This window comes from Thermosporothrix hazakensis, from assembly GCF_003253565.1.
GTDB classification, from domain to species: Bacteria; Chloroflexota; Ktedonobacteria; order Ktedonobacterales; family Ktedonobacteraceae; genus Thermosporothrix; species Thermosporothrix hazakensis.
In genome coordinates, this window is sequence record NZ_QKUF01000001.1 from 1,008,471 (window position 1) to 1,026,753 (window position 18,283).

General features: G+C 53.0%; 15 protein-coding genes. 6 read left to right on the forward strand and 9 right to left on the reverse strand.

Annotated features, from left to right (window positions below; translation table 11 throughout):
- Positions 1-28 precede the first annotated feature (28 nt).
- A complete protein-coding gene (locus EI42_RS04320; protein WP_246046318.1) occupies positions 29-1,459 on the reverse strand; it encodes an HD domain-containing protein in 1,431 nt (476 codons plus the stop codon).
- A gap of 213 nt (positions 1,460-1,672) precedes the next feature.
- On the opposite strand from EI42_RS04320, the gene EI42_RS04325 reads away from it, so the two are divergent.
- Positions 1,673-2,545, forward strand: coding sequence for a Cof-type HAD-IIB family hydrolase (locus EI42_RS04325; protein ID WP_170142341.1), 873 nt, complete (start codon positions 1,673-1,675; stop codon positions 2,543-2,545).
- Here the strand turns inward: EI42_RS04325 and EI42_RS04330 are convergent.
- From EI42_RS04330 to EI42_RS04350, 5 genes are all read right to left on the reverse strand, one after another.
- Positions 2,500-3,207 (reverse strand): protein-tyrosine phosphatase family protein, encoded by a 708-nt coding sequence (locus EI42_RS04330; protein WP_170142342.1) that lies wholly within the window; start codon positions 3,205-3,207, stop codon positions 2,500-2,502. The genes EI42_RS04325 and EI42_RS04330 overlap by 46 nt on opposite strands.
- A gap of 23 nt (positions 3,208-3,230) precedes the next feature.
- Complete coding sequence (locus EI42_RS04335) at positions 3,231-4,199, reverse strand: DUF1385 domain-containing protein (protein ID WP_111319160.1); 969 nt, start codon at positions 4,197-4,199, stop codon at positions 3,231-3,233.
- A gap of 92 nt (positions 4,200-4,291) precedes the next feature.
- Entirely contained in the window at positions 4,292-5,719 is a 1,428-nt protein-coding gene (locus tag EI42_RS04340) for an MGDG synthase family glycosyltransferase (RefSeq protein WP_246046319.1), read from the reverse strand.
- A gap of 119 nt (positions 5,720-5,838) precedes the next feature.
- Positions 5,839-6,048 (reverse strand): 50S ribosomal protein L31, encoded by a 210-nt coding sequence (gene rpmE / locus EI42_RS04345; RefSeq protein ID WP_111319162.1) that lies wholly within the window; start codon positions 6,046-6,048, stop codon positions 5,839-5,841.
- Between the two features lie 324 nt (positions 6,049-6,372).
- The gene (locus EI42_RS04350) at positions 6,373-8,622 is read right to left on the reverse strand and encodes a serine/threonine protein kinase (protein WP_111319164.1); all 2,250 of its coding nucleotides are present in this window, start codon (positions 8,620-8,622) and stop codon (positions 6,373-6,375) included.
- 490 nt (positions 8,623-9,112) lie between these two features.
- Between EI42_RS04350 and purB the strand changes: the two genes are divergently transcribed.
- From purB to fni, 3 genes are all read left to right on the forward strand, one after another.
- Positions 9,113-10,426 carry an adenylosuccinate lyase gene (gene purB / locus EI42_RS04355; protein ID WP_111319166.1) on the forward strand — a complete coding sequence of 438 codons (1,314 nt, stop codon included), beginning with the start codon at positions 9,113-9,115 and terminating at the stop codon, positions 10,424-10,426.
- A gap of 211 nt (positions 10,427-10,637) precedes the next feature.
- Entirely contained in the window at positions 10,638-12,191 is a 1,554-nt protein-coding gene (locus EI42_RS04360; RefSeq protein ID WP_111319168.1) for an MptA/MptB family glycosyltransferase, read from the forward strand.
- Positions 12,188-13,333, forward strand: a complete 1,146-nt coding sequence (gene fni / locus EI42_RS04365; protein ID WP_111319170.1) for a type 2 isopentenyl-diphosphate Delta-isomerase — start codon at positions 12,188-12,190, stop codon at positions 13,331-13,333. Before EI42_RS04360 ends, fni begins: the two co-directional genes overlap by 4 nt.
- Before the next feature lie 6 nt (positions 13,334-13,339).
- On the opposite strand, the gene EI42_RS04370 is transcribed toward fni, so the two are convergent.
- The 3 genes from EI42_RS04370 to EI42_RS04380 form a co-directional block, all read right to left on the reverse strand.
- Positions 13,340-13,942, reverse strand: a complete 603-nt coding sequence (locus tag EI42_RS04370) for a molybdenum cofactor guanylyltransferase (protein ID WP_111319172.1) — start codon at positions 13,940-13,942, stop codon at positions 13,340-13,342.
- An 8-nt stretch (positions 13,943-13,950) separates the two neighbouring features.
- A complete protein-coding gene (locus EI42_RS04375; protein WP_111319174.1) occupies positions 13,951-14,415 on the reverse strand; it encodes a hypothetical protein in 465 nt (154 codons plus the stop codon).
- Between the two features lie 175 nt (positions 14,416-14,590).
- Positions 14,591-15,871, reverse strand: coding sequence for a carbohydrate kinase family protein (locus EI42_RS04380; protein WP_111319176.1), 1,281 nt, complete (start codon positions 15,869-15,871; stop codon positions 14,591-14,593).
- Between the two features lie 274 nt (positions 15,872-16,145).
- Between EI42_RS04380 and EI42_RS04385 the strand changes: the two genes are divergently transcribed.
- Positions 16,146-17,198 carry an N-acetyltransferase DgcN family protein gene (locus tag EI42_RS04385; RefSeq protein ID WP_111319178.1) on the forward strand — a complete coding sequence of 351 codons (1,053 nt, stop codon included), beginning with the start codon at positions 16,146-16,148 and terminating at the stop codon, positions 17,196-17,198.
- Between the two features lie 54 nt (positions 17,199-17,252).
- A complete protein-coding gene (locus EI42_RS04390) occupies positions 17,253-18,266 on the forward strand; it encodes a dipeptide epimerase (RefSeq protein WP_111319180.1) in 1,014 nt (337 codons plus the stop codon).
- Positions 18,267-18,283: the final 17 nt, after the last annotated feature.

Consider the following 18,283-nt stretch of genomic DNA (forward strand, 5'->3'; position numbering starts at 1 on the left):
ACCGGACTCTCGCTTTGCGGAAAGCGCTTTAATGGACAGAAGCAACCAGTTGCTCCAACAACGAAAGCACGATATCATCCTTGCGCGCCTGAATCTTCTCGCGCAGATGCGCGGCTACCAGGACGCGAATACGCCGCTGATGCTGCTCATAGCGCGCCAGATCATCCGGTTGCAGACCGGTCACCTCGACCCAGGACATAAGCGGCTTCATCCCGACGGGGGGATGCTCAAAAGAGATATAGAGATCCATTTCCCACTTCTCGGGGCGGGGAATATCGAAGAGGATTTCATAATCGGCGATCTTCATATCCAGCTTCTCAGTGAGCGCAGCAGCCAGTTCCCGTTCAATCCGGCGACGGCGTTCCGCGTCCCAGTAGAGGGCATCCAGCCGATTAAAGAAGCGGCCCGCCTTCCGACTGACTTCCAGCACCACTTTATACGGGCGGCGCTTGTCCAGATCCACGGCTAGCGCCCTTGTACTCTCTGGCATAGTCTCAGCTTGCAGCAGTTCAAGCAGAGAGGCATCATGAAGGCCAACCAGTTCTTCAGCCGTCAGGCACTCCGCCGATAGTGCATCCTGTACCGCCCTGACCAGCATCATCTGGAATGAGCGGCTCGTATGGTGCCAGTAGATATTATCATACATCTCCTGACGCGCATGGAGCAGTGAATGCATCGGGCTAATACCCTTATTCGTTACGACAATGCGCCGCATACCATCGATGGTATGAACGCGCAACGCACTGATCAGCCTGGCAACATCAACGCCTCCGTAGGGAACATTACAGGCTCGCGCATCTCGGGGAAGATAGTCCAGCTTATCAACGTCCAGCGGCCCACTCAGGAGCGCACTCAACAGCTCATCATCCGGATGGCGCTCTCGATTGCGCGGCGGGTCAACAAAGTCAGCGACACGCTCGGGCGATAGATGATAATCGCGTTCGATGATCGTTGCGATTTCGCTCTTCTCAATAATCGAGCGCCCCACCTTTTCATGCAAGAGGATCGGGTGACCCAGTTCCTCAATCGTATGTGAATAGGGATAATGGCCAATATCGTGTAACAATGTCGCCACAACCAGCGCCCGAATGCTGCTGACAGAGATACCATCCAGGCCACCATGCTCCCCCCGATACAACAGCGAGCGCAGCGCCCGCACGACCAGATGATAGCATCCCAGACTATGTTCATAGCGCGTATGCGTCGCACCGGGCCAGACACGATAGACAAAGCCAAGCTGTTTCACCTGCTGCAAACGCAAAAATGGAGTTGTCCCGATCAGTTTTCTTTCACGGGGTCCAAGCGGGATCAAATCGTAGAGGCTATCACGTACCGTGCTAACAGGCTCCATATCGGGAAGAAGCGGACAGCCTTCCGCATCCCGCCAGAAAGAGCGCATCTCGGGGCGGATCACTTCCTCCTGCTTCTGCGCAAGCGGCTGTTCAGTATCGTCACTCATATTTACTGTTTGTTCTTCTCTCGTTCTCATTGTCATCCCTTCAGGGGTTGCTTGAAAAATGCGTGGCGGCCCGAACGATCGTGCTCACAAGCGCGGGCAGCCAGTACTTGTAGGCTTTCTATTGGCCCTCTTCCGTCAGTCCTGCTTATAATGAGAGTAGCTTTCTCATTGTTTTGTTTGTAGAAAAGGGTCTCTGTACATTCGCCCATGAATATGCTACCACAAGATATCCGACTGATAGCAATTGATATTGACGGAACACTCCTCAACCCCCAGAAACAGATCTCCCCACGCACACGCGCTGCGATTCGTGCCGCCCGAGAAGCCGGTATTACCGTCACACTGGCTACGGCACGCCGCTATCTCAGCACGGGAAGCATCGCGACTGAACTCGGGCTTGACATCCCGATTGTGCTCTATGATGGTGCGCTGATTCTGGACCATCCGGATGGTCATGTGCTCCATACCAATCTGCTACAGGCCGAGATCGCACAGCAGGTTGTTGATGTGCTGGTTGAGTACAACGTGCAACCGGTCATTCATCATTTTACCAATCAGGTTGAGGAAACCTGGACCGGACCAGAGGACTTCGATAACGAAGATGTCGCAAAATACTTTGCATACCTTCCCGAAATCAACATCATTCGTCGCTTCCAGCATGCGACCTGTTGCATGGGGCAACCGGACCCCCTGCGCATTGTGGCCTTCACCACAGAAGACCGGGTGATGAAGCTGGTTCCAGCAATCTCATCCCTGCACTGTGCCTGGAACATCACGCCACTGGGTAGCTACCAGACGGCAGAGCTGGCAATTATGCATAAGACCTGCTCGAAAGCCAGCGGCGTTGAAGCGCTGGCCCGCCATCTGGGAATCACCATGCAACAGGTTATGGCTATCGGCGACAACAATAACGATATCGAGATGCTTCAGGCAGCCGGTTGGGGTGTGGCAATGGGGCAGGCCCCGGAAGCGGTAAAGGCGGTTGCCCATGCGGTTACTGCCAGTAACGCCGAGGATGGGGTTGCACTCGCGATTGAGCGCTATGTTCTGGAACGGCAGGCGGCCTCAAATTCACGCAGTCGCTGAACCTGCCGATGGTTTGGCGAGGCCTGCCAGCGTTTTCGCTGCACCAGACTGAGCGCTTCAAATGCGTTCATCCCGCGATAGACCAGCACGGCACAGGTCAGCAAAACGCTGCGTCCGACGCCATGTTCGCAGTGGATCAGCACGCGTCCTCCCTGTTCAAGGCGCTCGCTGACCCACCGTGCCCCTTCCATCAACTGATCTATACTGAGCGGATAGGTATCGGGGGCAGGCAAATGCAGCAGTTCGATATCGACTGCCCGCATAGCCTCTTTATCGTCACAATATTCGGAACGGGTATCTACCACATAATTCACGCCAGCCCGCGCTAACGTCTGAATGTCCTGCGGATGCACGCGTCCACCCACGGAAAGCTGATCCGTGACCCAACTCATGTTCAAGCTGTCAGGCAGAGGAACATGCAGGGCGCGGGCGACTCGCTCGCCCGGTGAGTTCTCCGGAAACAGACGAACCGCCAGCCGTGTCCAGAGCCGATAGAGTACGCGAATCATGCCCGTTGTTCCCCAACGCACAAACGAGAAACGAAGCTTCTGCGGCTCCCGCAACCCCGCAAGCATGGTTTCGCTCTCTACAGGCTCAGGTAAATCATATGGTACAGCAGTATTTTCCTCAGATGTTTGTTTTGGCGCTTGTTCAGATTGCATCGTTCTTAGCTTATCCTTTTCCATCACTTCTCAGTTACGACCCGACGATCATTGACCGGCACCTCATCGTGAGCCGATTCCGCTTCTTTGTCTCTCTGTAATACACGTTCGAGCGCGGCAATTGCGCACTCAATCATACCATCGTCAGGCTCACGCGTCGTTAAGCCTTGCAAGGCCAGAGCAGGCGTCAACAGCCAGCGCACCAGAGGTACATGATAGAAGTTCGCTCCCAGACGCATCACCTCATAGGCGATCCCTGCCACAACAGGAACGAGTAGAATACGCGATAGTATTTTAATCGGCCAGATCGGCGAACCAACCAGTGCGAAGACAAAAATGGAGATTACCGCGACTATCAGGATAAAGCCGGTGCCACAACGAGTATGCAAGCGGGTCGCCTGCCGCACATGCGCAACGTCGAGCGGCTGCCCATGCTCCATTGCATTGATTGCCTTATGTTCGGCTCCATGATAGCCAAACACACGCTGAATATCGGGTATTCGTCCGATGAAATACAGATAGCCAAGCAACAACAACAGGCGAATGCCTCCCTCAACCAGCAAGTTGAGCCAGCCGCCACCAATCAATGGCTGAAGGAGATTCGCTACCAGCATCGGTCCGACAAAGAAGACCGCAACAGCAATCGAGAGAGAGACCAGCAAGGAACCGACCATACCAGCACCGCCAATCATTTCCGGCTTCTCGCCTTTTTCGGTGGTCTCCTTCGGTGCATCAGGGTCCAGCGCGCCCGTCGCAACATTGGCGGAAAGGGTCAGGATCCGAGATCCCAGGCCCAGAACCTCCCACATCAGGATCATGCCACGTAAAAAGGGCAGACGGAAGAGCTTATTCTGATAGATCTTTGGTGTCAGCTTCTCCTCGTAGACATAAATGTTCTGATCCGGTTTTCGAATAGCGACAGCGAGCGAGTTCTGCCCGCGCATCATGACACCTTCAATAACTGCCTGCCCACCATAATAGAATTTAGCCATGCGTTAAAAGCTCCTTCACCCGGCATTGCTCCCTTTTCAAATTGTATCAGGCGCGATGGAAAAGGATAGAGATGCTCTCTCAACAAGCGCCTTTACTTGCGCTTATTTGTTTCCCAGACATCACTGATATCCGATAAATCATGTGTCTGTGTAGAACGGCGTGTCGCAGGGTTCTTTAGAAGAGTGTGAGGGAAACGCGCAGACAAAGGACGCAGGCGCACAGCCGAACGCAAGCGCTCCGTCAGATGCCGCTGCCGTCGTAACCACTGCGGGGACTCCCAGGGGTCCATCTCCTGATTCGCAGGAATATAACTCAGGATGCACCGTGCAATATCAAATGACGCTTCTGGACGGCTCAGGGCCTTCGCGTTCTCCAGGCGCTGCTGTAGCACTTTTGAGCCGGGCTTAATCAACTTGCGCAGTTCATTCACCAGCGTGCGCGGATCAAGCGCCAGGACACCAACCCCATTCTGTACCACAAAATCAACATTCCCCTCTTCCTGCCCGGGCACATAGCCGCTGAGGATCAGGGGCAGATTACAGGCCAGCGCTTCACAGATCGTTCCCGGTCCAGCCTTCGTAATCAGGACATCGGCAGCGTGCATCAGCTCAGGCATATTATCAACAAAGCCAAAGATCTGCGCCGGAACGTGCAAACGCGTGCGCGTGCGCTGTAAATTGGCATACAGACGCTTATTTCGTCCAGTCACGACCAGTAATTGCACGGGAAGACGAGCCTGAGAAATTGCCTTGACCGCAGTTTGCAGTCCTCCCGCACCATCACCACCACCAACAAGCAGAATCACAGGCAACCCCGGCGTCAGGCCAAACTTCTGACGCAGCTCTTCTTTACTTGCAATCGGGCGCGAAAATTTCGGGTCAATAGGCATGCCTAACACATGCATTCGCTTCGGATCAAGCCCACGTTCCAGATAGAGCTTTTTTGCCTCTTCCGTTGGCAGAATATAGCCGTCAGCGCCCTCAGCCAGCCAGAAATGGTGTACAGAAACCAGATCCGTGACCACAGTTAAAAACGGGATCTTCAAGCCAAGCGAACGCAAGGCACGAATTGTCACATGATTAATCATCGGATGGATAGAAACAATGATATCAGGCTGTACACTGATGATAAGCCGCTTCAAGCCGTTCAGCAGTAAGGGCGTCGTCATGGTATTGACTGCGGTTACCGTTCCAACGCGATTGCTTAAATGAAATACATCGCCGTACAGTTTGGGATTATAACGAATCGCAGGCCCATAGAGTTTGACAAACTCACGCAGCGGGAAACGGCTGTATTCCTCAAACACATCAACGATTTCGACGTTGTAATGTGGTGGTGGCGCCTGCTTCTCCTCACTCCCGGCCTCCGCATCAGAGCGTTGCAGCCACTCGTCCTGCTCTTGCTGAGAGATGAGGTGTAAGGCATTTCTGATCGCGTTCGCCGCGCTACGATGTCCCGCGCCCGTATCAGCAATCAGGAATAAGATAGTGCGCTGCTTTGCATTCACCAGAATATTCACCCCCTGTAGTCCCTTATGTATCTCATGGATCTCTCATATCTATCCATTGGGCTCAAACTGAAAAAAGGGATAAAGGAGTGCCTGAGCCATCCTTTATCCCGTTGCATACGCTCAAAAGCCTATTTCTCGTCTTCAAGATTGAAGCGCTTGCGGAAACGCTCAACGCGCCCTGCCGAGTCAAGAATACGCTGCTGCCCGGTGAAGAACGGGTGACAAGCAGAGCAAACATCAACTTTCAGGACGGGCTTAATGCTCATCGTCTTAAAGCTATTTCCACAGGCACAGCTCACTGTGGCTTCAACGTAGTTCGGATGAATTCCCTGTTTCATAGTGATTGGTCTCTCCCAATTTCTAATCAATGATTACTAGGTGTCCGGGAAGGCTGTGCTTTCCGGCAGGTTCCCCCCACACACAACACAGTGACAAGATTGTACATGCATGGTCTTGCTTCGTCAAGATGTGCTTGCGGTTTCCTTTAAGGGGGGGATTGCCCTGACCCGCCGCTCCGGCCTTCCATATCTACATACAGAGGGACCCGCAATTGACGGGTCCCATCCTTTTTTCATTTCTTAGCAGCCCGTCATATTCTATCATAAATAACACGCGACGACACTGTTTTATGCCGACATTACTAACCCACCTGCCTCAGCGCACTATTTCTCACTTCCTGCGGCATACGAGAGCAGTGGTAAGGCAGCAAGGTCCTGCGTCTGTACATATATCTCTACGAAGCCGGGCTGCTTCTGGTTGTTTTTTTCCTCCACACAACCCGTATAGGCATACGAGCCATAGCGGGCAATATCCACAAAGACGCCGGTTGAAGTGAGCTGCTTATCACTCATCTTGACCGCCTGCTTGGCATCATTAAGTATCTGCATCAGCCACTGACGCTGGACCTTCACCTCTTGCCTCAGCGTTGATAGCTTTTCCTGATGTTCCTGAAGCAGGTTAGGTGACTGCCTCATATTCTCAAGATGCTGCTCAAGCAGGCCCAGATAATTCTTTGAACCACTCACCAAACCCAGTTGTGTCGCCTGCTTTTCACTCTCCGAAAGCGTTACCGAGATGGGTGATGCATCCTTTGTTCCCTGCTCATAGCCTTCCAGATAGATCAGCAGCTTTGCCAGTTCCTGGCGCAGAGACGTTGGATCCCAGGATGTTGCCTGAGTGCCATCAAGCTGTACACTATAGATGTGAGTCGAAAGGGCAAAGAGGTTCTGCATATTCTGAAGCATCTGGCCGCTCAGGCCTGCCTCAATGCCATATGTCTTCAATTCAGGTGATTGCACCAGCAGCGCCCGCATCTGTTGGAGCAGCGTTTTATCGTTGCCCACGCTCTGTGGCATCTCAGCATAATAACGCCACTTGCTGGTATCCGTTGTCAGCTTCTGTGGAGGGCTCGGATCCGGTTCCTCAGTCACAACCAGCCGACTCATGCGCAAGAACAGGTTCGTCTGCTGCTTATCCTGATAGAAGAGCGTCGCCTTGCCGTCATCTCCAAGCTGAAGTTTGCCCAGGAGCAGAGCAGATGCCAGGCTCATCCCTTTATCTGGAAGTAACCATGCATAGAAGCTAGAGCCAGCCGCGGGCTGCTTTTCCAGATTAGAGAGCGTGACTGTCATCTGATCATTATTGCCGCGCCCATCCTTTTTCACCTCAAACAGGTGGCTGCTACTAAAGGAAGCGTAGCCGAGCACCTTCGGCTCGGAGCGCATTGAGAGAGTCAGGGTCAGAGTCAACACAATGCCAAGCACCAGTGTCAAAGCCAGCAGAGCGCTCACGGTCACGATCAATTTTTGCTGCCGGCGCTGTCGTTCCTGCCGGGAGGCCAGCATCTCCGAAAGCGCTTGCACCTGATCGCTTTTCTGTGAAACATTCTCGTTACGCCTATGGTCTGCCGGTAGCCCTGATTGACTCCGCACGTCAGATGCTACTGTACGAGCAGGCTGCTGTTCCGGCCTTTTGGGAGCGGGAGTAGCATCGATCACCCGAGGAACGCTTTGAAGCCAACCAGATGTCTGCTTGCCACTCAGCGACGGCGTTGTGTTCTCTGGTAGCGGAACCTGTAGCGCATCTGCCAGCGCCGAGACCAGTTCTGGTGCACTCTGAAAGCGCCTGGAAGCATCTTTTTCCAGACAGTTCATAATCACTGCTTCCAGCCTCTCAGAGATATGCGGATTGATCGCCCGAAGCGGAACCGGGGCTTTATTGGCATGCTGCATCAAGAGCGCGACCGGTCGATTGCCCTGAAATGGCACCGTTCCAGCACAAATCTCATAGAGAATCACACCGAGCGCGTAAATATCACTGCTTGGTCGGCCCGGATTTCCCCATGCCTGCTCTGGCGAGATATACGTCATTGCGGTCAAAGAGAGGCGATGCTGCGCGTTTGCGGGATTGCCGAGTAGTTGCCATGCCCCGAAGTCGGTTACAACCACCTCACCCGAGTAACTTCCGCCGCGTCCGTCAGGCTGACGAAGAAAAATATTAGATGGCTTTAAACCTCCATGAATGATCCGGCTTCGATGTGCATACTCAACAGCCTGAGCGACAGGATAAAAAATCTCGACGATTTCCTGCGCCGAAAAGGTCTCTCTGGCTTGCCGTTTCTGCTGCAGGATGTGCGCCAACGTCTTTCCGGTCACAAACTCTCTGACCATATACGCCCCGGCGTTTTCAAGAATCCCCTCACGCAGCGGGATCACGTTCGGATGATATAAGGCCTTGAGTATGTCGGTTGTCTGCACAAAAGCAGTTGGATTATCAACCTCAGCCTGTAGCTGCTTGACAATGACATGCTGTCTTTTTTGCCCATCGAATGCCTTCCAGGTCTCGCTTGTCCCCCCTTTCCCCAGACTTTCCAATAGCCTGTATTTGCCAATTTGCTGCACATTTGAGCTCACGCTTTACACCTCTTTCATGCTCCCTGAGGCGCTACTGAAACAATATTCAGGTCTCACTTCCCTGCACATCCCATGAGCCATCGATAGAGAGACACGTATCTCTCTTTCACCCCGAAAGAAACACGATTTTTAGAGAAAAAGTGTAAGGATATCTGGCCTCATAGATAAAGCGAGAATATCACAAGGAAGTATGTAACACAAGAATTCTAGGAAGTAGAGGAACGAATAACCAGAGAAACAGGACAAATTGCCTATACCATCCCGGCCAGCGAGGCCCGACCCCCTCGCAGAATCGCGCCCCTCCACGATGGAACAACACGTTCCAGGTGACAATAGTACTAACAAGATGCTACAATCTTATCGGCACACCCTGATTGTGTTGTGCGTTCTGCTGTGATGTGAGCACCCTGGTGTCGCCAGGCAGAACCACTCTCGCGGCTTTTCTCTTTATTGATCTCTACAACCATTGATTGAGGATACACAGAAAGCAATGATCGAGCGTTACTCACTGCCAGAAATGGCAAACCTCTGGACCAACAAACATAAAACCGATAAATGGCTTGAAGTCGAGCTCCTCGTCTGTGAGGGCTGGACCCGTGAAGGTGTCATTCCCCCCGAAGCAATGGAGAAGATCCGGCAAGCACGCTATAATGAAAAGCGCATGCAGGAGATCGAGAAGGAAACACACCACGATGTTATTTCGTTCCTTCGCTCCATTCAAGAGCAGCTCGGGCCCGAAGGTCGCTTTATCCACCTCGGCCTGACCTCTTCCGATGTACTTGATACCGGGCTGGCCGTCCAGATCAAGGAGGCCGGACAGGTCTTGACCGCTGCACTCTCCAAACTGACCGCAGCCGTTGGTGAAGCAGCGAAGAAATATAAATACACCCTGATGGCAGGTCGCACACACGGCATTCACGCCGAGCCCATCACCTTTGGTCTGAAGCTTGCGCTCTGGATGGATGAGCTGCGACGCCATCAAAAGCGTCTGGCCGCTGCTCTGGAACAGGTCAGTGTCGGCAAGATCTCCGGTGCGGTTGGCACACACGCCACGATCCCACCACAGATCGAGGAATTTGTCTGCGAAAAGCTTGGTCTGGGTGTGGCTCCGATCTCCAATCAGGTTGTCCAGCGTGATCGTCACGCCCACTTCCTCACCACGCTAGCCCTGCTTGGCAGTTCGCTGGAAAAAATGGCACAGGAGATCCGACACCTTCAGCGAACCGAGCTCAGCGAAGCCTTCGAGCCCTTCGGCTCCGGTCAGCAGGGGTCCTCTGCAATGCCTCACAAGCGCAATCCTGAACTGTGTGAGCGTATTTGTGGTCTGGCACGTGTTCTGCGAGGCTACTCGGTCACAGCAATGGAAAATGTTGCCCTCTGGCACGAGCGGGATATCAGCCATTCGTCCGCCGAGCGCATTATCATTCCCGATGCCTGTATCCTCCTGCATTATTTGCTGTCCATCTTCACTAACGTGATTGAAGGACTCCAGGTAGACGAAGAGCGCATGAAGGCCAATCTGAATATGACGGGCGGCCTGGTCTTCTCACAGCGCATTCTGCTGGCATTGATTGACAAGGGTGTAGGCAGACAGGAAGCCTATAAAATGGTCCAGCGCAACGCCAAAAAGGTCTGGGCACAGGCAAGCCAGGGCCCGATTCAGGGTCCGGCATTGCTGAACGAGCTCAGCAACGACGCTGAAGTAACGCAGCACCTCAGCCGCGCTGAGCTTGAAGAGCTAACCAACACAGATTTCTATCTCAAATATATCGATACATCCTTCAAACGCGTTGGACTGGAATAGCTTTCTACAACGGTAGCTTCCTGTTATAGAACCTTTCTGCTATTCGACATACTATATAGTGGTAGGATAGTAGGAGGAAGATGGTTCACTCTCGTGAAAGCATGCCCCCGGGTGATGCTTTCAGAGCAGGAAGTTACCGTCTTTTTTCCCCAGTTTTTGATGAAGGATTGCTTTCATTTTGGCTATTTCAGTACAAACTCAAGCAACATCAATGCTTAAAAACAAAAAATCAGGACGTCAGCTCCTTTTCTTTTGCGTGCTGGCGCTTGGTATAGAACTTCTCTGGTTTTTGCTTCTTGCACTGGTTCCCTTCTCCGTGCTGCACCTTCGTGCAACTCCCCTGCTCGAACAGCTTTCCTGGCTTCTAGCTCCCTATCAACAACTCGCAGGACTGTTTCACACAAGCGCCTCATTCCTGCCTTCACTCCTGTTCGGCGGTACTCTTCTCGGGCTGATCTTCCTGTATCTGTTAGCCCTCTCGCTGAGTCGACACGCGGGGGAGATCCTGCGGCATCCGCTGCTCCTGCTATCAGGAAGCACAGCCCTTTTTGGTGTCACTCTGCTCTTTTTGCCGAAGCTGTTCTCGGATGATGTGTTTACATATATGATTGCCGGAAGAATTATCACGGTCTACGGGCTTGATCCCTATAACACGCTTCCGGCCCAATTGCCCTACGATCCCTATATCCATTGGGTGATTTCCGGACGGAATATCGCCAACATTTATGGTCCCCTCTGGTTCTGTATTTCGGCTCTGCTCTCTCTTCTCAGTGACAATCCGGCTGTCAGTCTTTTGCTCTTTAAAGGCTTTGCACTGCTCATGCACCTGCTGAACACACTGCTTGTCTGGACCATTCTTGGCAGGATCATGCCCAGAAGGCAGTTCTCGGGCACGCTTCTCTATGCCTGGAATCCTCTGGTGCTGATCGAGCTAGCAGGGAACGGACATAGTGAGGGACTCCTTTTATTGCTTCTGCTCCTTTCCGTCTATTGCTACACCTATAAAGAGCGCATCGTTCCATGTATAGCGGCCTTTCTCATTTTTGGGCTGGCAATCAGCACGAACCTGATTGCCCTGTTGCTGGCTCCCCTTTTTCTCTGGTTTGATGTCCGACACGAGCGTGTGCTACTACAGGCATTTCTGGCATTCTGCCGCCGCCTGGTGCTCGTTCTTCTTCCGGCATTCTGCCTCTTTCTCCCATTCTGGAAAGGGGCCGTCACCTTTTTTGCCATTACATCGGCGATCGACATGCAGCACTTTGTGCACTCACCAATTGGTGTACTGGCAATCCCGTTGCGTGCGCTCTTCTCTTTTTTTGCTCAAGTGGCGCATATTCCTAAATATATCAACCCGGTCATTTCCGCAGATATGACGCTCCGAGCTTCTGCAACCATTATCTTTGTCTTGATTTATGGCTCGTGCTTTGGGCAGGTACGAGCGGCATATCTCAACAAAGCAGGTATCTTTACCCTGTTCAAGAGCTGGTATACCTCCGCTCTCTGGTATCTTGTACTCGTTTCCGGTTGGTTCTGGCCCTGGTACACCCTCTGGTTTTTCTGGATGCTCCCTTTTCAGAAGCTGGACACCTTTTCCAGTACAATACTGGGGTTGACCTTCACCTCGCTCTTTATTTACGCGTTTATCGGTTTTCAGAGTGATCCGATCGCCCCATATCAGACAGCGCTTATCTTTGGTATTCCGCTTGCCTATCTACTTATCTCGCTCCTCCGTCGCAAGCACAAAGAAAGGATTACACGCTCATGACCGATGAAGTCAAACAGCGCAAATTAGAGCATGTCAAGATTGCACTGGAAGAAGATGTAGCCGTCCCGCAACGCGCCAACTGGAATGATGTGCATTTTGTGCATCAGTCGCTACCAGAGGTGAACCTTGACGCCATTGATATGTCAGTCGAGTTTCTCGGGCAGCGGCTCCGCTACCCTATCTTTATCTCTTCGTTGACCGGCGGCCATCCCGACGTGACCACCATCAACCGCAATCTTGCCAGAGCAGCCGAAGAATACGGCCTGGCGCTAGGAGTTGGCAGCCAGAGAGCCGCCCTTGTCAACGCTGAGGTTGAAGGAAGCTTTGCTATTACCCGGCAACAGGCCCCCCACGCGTTTCTCATTGCCAATATCGGCGCACCACAGCTTATCGCGCAGGAAGGCCATCCGGCTTTTACGCTTGAGCAGATACAACGCGCGATCTCCATGATTGGAGCCAACGCCCTTGCAGTCCATCTGAACAGCCTTCAGGAGGCCACACAGCCCGAGGGAGATCGACGAGCCGTCGGAATCGCCAGCTCACTTCAAGCATTGACCAAACAGCTTCCACAGCCAGTGATCGCCAAAGAAACCGGCGCAGGCATCTGCCGGGAACAGGCGCTCCTGTTCCGCTCCTACGGCATCGCGGCAATCGACGTCGGAGGAGCAGGCGGCAGCAGTATGCCAGCGCTGGAAGCGATGCGGGCCCGCTCACATGGGAACACAGCCGCAATGAATCTCGGGCTGCTCTACCAAAACTGGGGGATCGCGACACCGATTGCCATTGTGGAGGCATCCAGCGCACACGTCCCCTTAATCGCGACCGGGGGCATACGCACCGGACTGGATATGGCGCGAGCGCTGGCACTCGGAGCTACGCTGGTCGGTGTTGGTCTGCCATTCCTGAAGGCAGCCAGCCAGAGCTATGAGGCCGTTCAGGAATTGCTGGAGCGCTTTATTCAGGAGCTCAAAATAGCGATGCAGTTGAGCGGAGCCGCCTCCATCGCCCAAATGCGCGAGGTCGATGTGGTGCTGCTTGGAGAGACGCGTGAGTGGCTCACCGTTCGCGGCTTTGAGAATGAAATCAAGGGGCTGGCACAGCGCCGCTGGCGTCGGTTTCAAGCCACACAGCCAGAAGCATAACCTGTATCAGGAGGGCTGTTGAAGGGCAGCCAACTCTTCAGGAGTGTTCACATTGAGAAACGAACGCAACTGCGGTTCAATCAGTCGCAGTTGCGCTTCTTCTATATAACGGACTCGGGCAAGCGTCAGCAGGGAGCGAGGGTCGCGTCTCCCTTCCTGTAAACGCTGTTCGATCAGGGGAAGAACCGTTCGCGGATACACAGCGAACAAGACCTGCGGGATATTCTTCACAACGGGAACAAGCAAGGTATCATCCTGAGGGAAAGCCAATAAATAGTGAATGATCGCAGGCTGTACCAGCGGCATATCAACTGCCGTTACCAGTGCATGCGTTGCCTGCATGGCCCGTAAGCCACTGTAGAGACCCATCAGTGGCCCAACATCTGGCACCACATCAACGACAGTACGCACATTCGGCATCTGATACAGGCGTGCCTGCTCCCTGTCGCGGGCAACGAGAATCACTTCGCTACACTGAGAGGAGAGGGTCAGGCTGAGGCGTTCAACGAACGTATACTGCTCATTGCCGGGGAGCGGTAAAAGCCCCTTCTCGCGTCCCATTCTCCTGCTTCGTCCGCCTGTGAGAATAATACCCGCAGCGCTGTTCATGCTCTGTTCTACCTGCTACCTGCCTTTGCCTTCTTCCGTTTCCCTGCCGGTATATACTGCTGTCTGCGATTCCATGCCTCCATATTCGCCCGCTCCTTCGGATAGCGCTTGATGAGATAGACAACCCAGACAACAGCCCAGGTAAGCAGGCCAAGCCCCCAGAGATACCGCCAGAAACGCCAGGCGAACAGACTTGAGTCCATCGCGACACGAGCAAAGATAAAGACAAAGCCAACCAGACAGAGCACAGCAAGCCAGCCGAGGAAGCGATCAAGCATGCGCTTTGCAATCGGTTTGCCTTTCACAAAACGTTTCCGGCCCTCAACTGTATAGTAAAACCAGACAAGGAGTCCTAAACCACAAAAAATAACCCAGGGCCAGAGAAAATGGAACGGCTCAGACCCTGATAAACCCGCATCAGCACCGGCTGTAGCAGGGTCCTGGAAGAGCCAGCGCAATAAGTCAAACTGCATGAAAAATCAACTCCTTTAAATACCGTGCATCCACGCCATACGGTTGCAGATAATGATATCATGTCTGCCTGTTAGAGTCCAGTAGGCGCCTGCTCTGTCAGAGCAGGGAAAGCGCATCAGATGCACTCTGCTGTAGATACGATTTTCTGACGCCTTCCCGCTCACGATTTCACAGCTAATAACGGCTGTCTTCAGGACCAAGCCAGACCTCGTCTGTTTCAGACCAACGCCACTTAAAGGCTTCCATATCCAGTGGAGTCCGCACCTTCTTCCCGGGCAACAGACGCGGCCATCCAGCCGCCAGCCGCTCCATGATTTCCGGCCAGCTTCGCACACCACTTAACGCATCTGGCGCCTCAACGCTGCTCGCTCCGACCGCACACGCCGCCGAAAGCGCCGCCACTGGAGACATTCCCCGCAGCAACCCGAGCAAAAAGCCTGCAAGCGCGGTGTCCCCGGCTCCAGTGCTACTTGTCACATCCACCTTAAAACAGGGAGCCCAGATCTCGCGATCCGCCCAATTCACCAGTCCCGAAGGCTGCGCCCGCCCCATCTGTTCCAGCAAAGCAAAGCTGGCCGTACGCAGATAAAAGCCACGATGCCCGAGTTTCAGTCCGACCATCTTTGGGCCCATCTCCATCAAGGTTCGGGCAAGGGTAGAAACCAGTTCAGGCGAAACCCGGTCTACAGGTTTAATCTTATTAGCGCGGGCTGTAAACTTCTCATACAGTGGACGTCGCAACAGAAATAGCAGCGTCTCCACATTTACCAGCACCACATCTACAGACGGTAGAACAGCCGATAACATCTCGTTCCACTCCGGCTTGACCCCGAGGAGCGTGGGGAACGAGAGATCCAGCGAGGTGGTCACGCCACGCTCCTTCGCCTGCTGCATCAGCGCAAGCAGCCCTTCTCCATTGTTTTGATACATGCATGGTAACAGAGCAGGAGTAGCAACATGAAAGAGCGCGATATTTTCCAACAGCCGATAACGAATATCATTGACACTGAATGTCTTATTACAACCAGGTGAATAGATGACCGTGTGCTCTCTCCCGGGCTTCTCCACCACAATTGCACATGAGCTGGCCTCTCCCACCGCAATGATCATGCTCTCGGTCAGAAGCGGGCCATAGGGCTCAAGCGCCTGTAAGAGTATACGCCCGAAATCATCATCACCGACCTTTCCCATTAAACCGGTACCAATGCCAAGCTTTTGCAGTGCCACCCCGGTATGAAAGGCAGAGCCAGCAGCCGTCAAGGCCACCTGTTCGGCCTCGAACATTTTCCTGGATACGCCTGCTTGTTCCCCGAATCGCGGTTGAATATGCAGGCTGATGGGACCTGCAACAATGGCCTCCATCTTTATCGGGTTTTGATCGTCATACGACGAAAAATGCTTCATCGCAGTATCAACTCCGTTGCTGTACTCAGTCAATCCTTTCTGCTCCCTCATATGCTATTCCTTCTAGAAGATTTCTCCCTGATCTCCCCTTTACATAGTACGTGGTTATTTCTATCACGTTTCTCAAACTATACAGATAATCAGCTTCCTTTTTGCAGAAGCGCTTTCCCTCTCGAAGCAAGCAAGCGTACCTCCAATCCTGCATACGAAAAATCAGGCCCTACAAGCCCGTTTTCAGGTTATATAATAAGAGATACTATTTGTCGTTCTGTCAATTCATCCTGAAATGACAGAGCATCTTCGAGTATTGAGAGGTTGGGCTATTATGAGCAGAATCGTTATTCTTGCAGAGGGCTCCTTTCAGTTTCATGCAGCGAAAACAGCAGTAGGTGTCATCCGCTATAGCAAGGATACAGTTGTTGCTGTCATTGACAGCACCAAAGCTGGTCAGGATGTTGCGCAAGCACTGCAAACAAACTTCGGTATAGGGATACCAATTGTTCGAGACATTCGTGAAGCCCTCCCCTATCAGCCAGATACGTTGCTTATCGGTATCGCTCCACGTGGTGGGAATCTGCCGGCAGCATGGCGCTGGCAGTTGCTCACAGCAATCGAGGCGGGAATGAACATCGTCAGCGGGCTCCATTTCTTCCTATCCGATGATGAAGAGCTCCGTCAGGCAGCCGAAAAGCATGGCGTCATGCTCTATGATGTACGCCGCCCACCTGAGAAAAAGGTTGTTGCGAACTATACTCCGCACCGCGCTGGTAGCCATACTATTCTCGCAGTCGGCTCCGATTGCTCAACCGGGAAAATGACCACCATGCTGGAACTCGAGCAAACAGCCCGCCAGCGGGGCCTGAACAGCGCCTTTGTCGCCACAGGCCAGACCGGAATCATGATCTCAGGGAACGGCCTGCCTATCGACCATATCATCTGTGATTTTCTAGCTGGAATGGTCGAAGAAATGGTGCTGGACTTCTGTGAGAAATATGATTGGGTCTTTGTTGAGGGACAGGGGGCCCTCAATCACCCCGGCTATTCCCCGGTTACATTAGGCCTGTTACACGGAACACTTCCCGATGCGATGATCTTCTGCCATATTGCCGGAGCCACAACCATTGACGGCTATCAACATTGTCCGCTCCCATCTCTTCCCGAGATGATTCGGATGAACGAAGACGCTGTCAACTGGCTCCATCCTCACCATAACAGCAAAGTGGTTGGTATTTCATTGCTCACCCATCATCTTTCTGAAGCGGAAGCCCACGCCGAGATACAACGTATTGAGCAGGAAACCGGCCTGCCCACTGTTGATGTTCTCCGCTTTGGTGCAGATCCGCTGGTTGATGCCATTCAGCGCTATTTCAATGCTTGAGTTTGACCGTACCGCCAGCCACGCGCTGGCCCTATGTAAGGAGGGAAACACAAGATGCATATTGACGCCAGGCCCATGAATCTCGATCTAGAAACCCCATTTCGGATTGCACGTTCGGTTCAACTTGTTGCGACAAACGTTGTCGTCCAGATAACTCATAATACCATTACCGGCTATGGTGAAGCGGCCCCCAGTCGCTACTATGGCGAAATTCAGGAAACCGTGCTCGCCTGTGTTGAGCGCTTTGCCGACCATCTGGGCGAAGATCCATTCCTGCTTGATACGATCCTGCAGGATGTTGAGAAAGCGATAGGGCGTAATCCAGCCGCGAAAGCAGCGATTGATATGGCTCTCTATGATCTCATCGGCAAAATACTGAACATCCCGGTCTATCGGCTGCTCGGCCTGAATCCAGAACACACACCGCTGACCTCCTTTACGATTGGCATCGATACCCCCGCTGAGATGGCAAAGAAAGCGCTGGCCGCCAAAGACTATCCCATTCTGAAAATCAAGGTAGGGACAAAGAACGACCTGGACAACCTCCGGGCGATTCGCGAAGTCTCGTCAGCGGTGATCCGCGTTGATGCAAACTGTGGCTGGACCCCAAAAGAGGCCATTGAGAAGATTCAACAATTCGCAGACCTGAATGTTGAATTCGTCGAGCAACCGGTTCCAGCCCACGACCTGAAAGGGCTCAAGCTGATTCGCGACAATGTGCCCCTGCCCATCATTGCCGATGAGAGCTGCGTCACCGTCGATGACATTCCAGTCGTTGCTGATTGTGTTGATGGGATTAACATAAAGTTAATGAAATGTGGCGGTCTGCGCAACGCCCTGAAGATGATTCATACCGCACGAGCACACAACCTGCGGGTCATGATTGGTTGTATGATCGAAAGCTCGCTTTCGATCACGGCAGCCGCTCACCTCACACCGCTGGTTGATTACGCCGATCTGGATGGACATCTCTTGATCAAGAACGATCCCTATAGTGGTGTCAAAGTCGAGCACGGCAAGCTTATCCTCCCGGATGCTCCCGGATTGGGCGTCACCCCACGAAACTGAGAATAACAGAAGAGAGG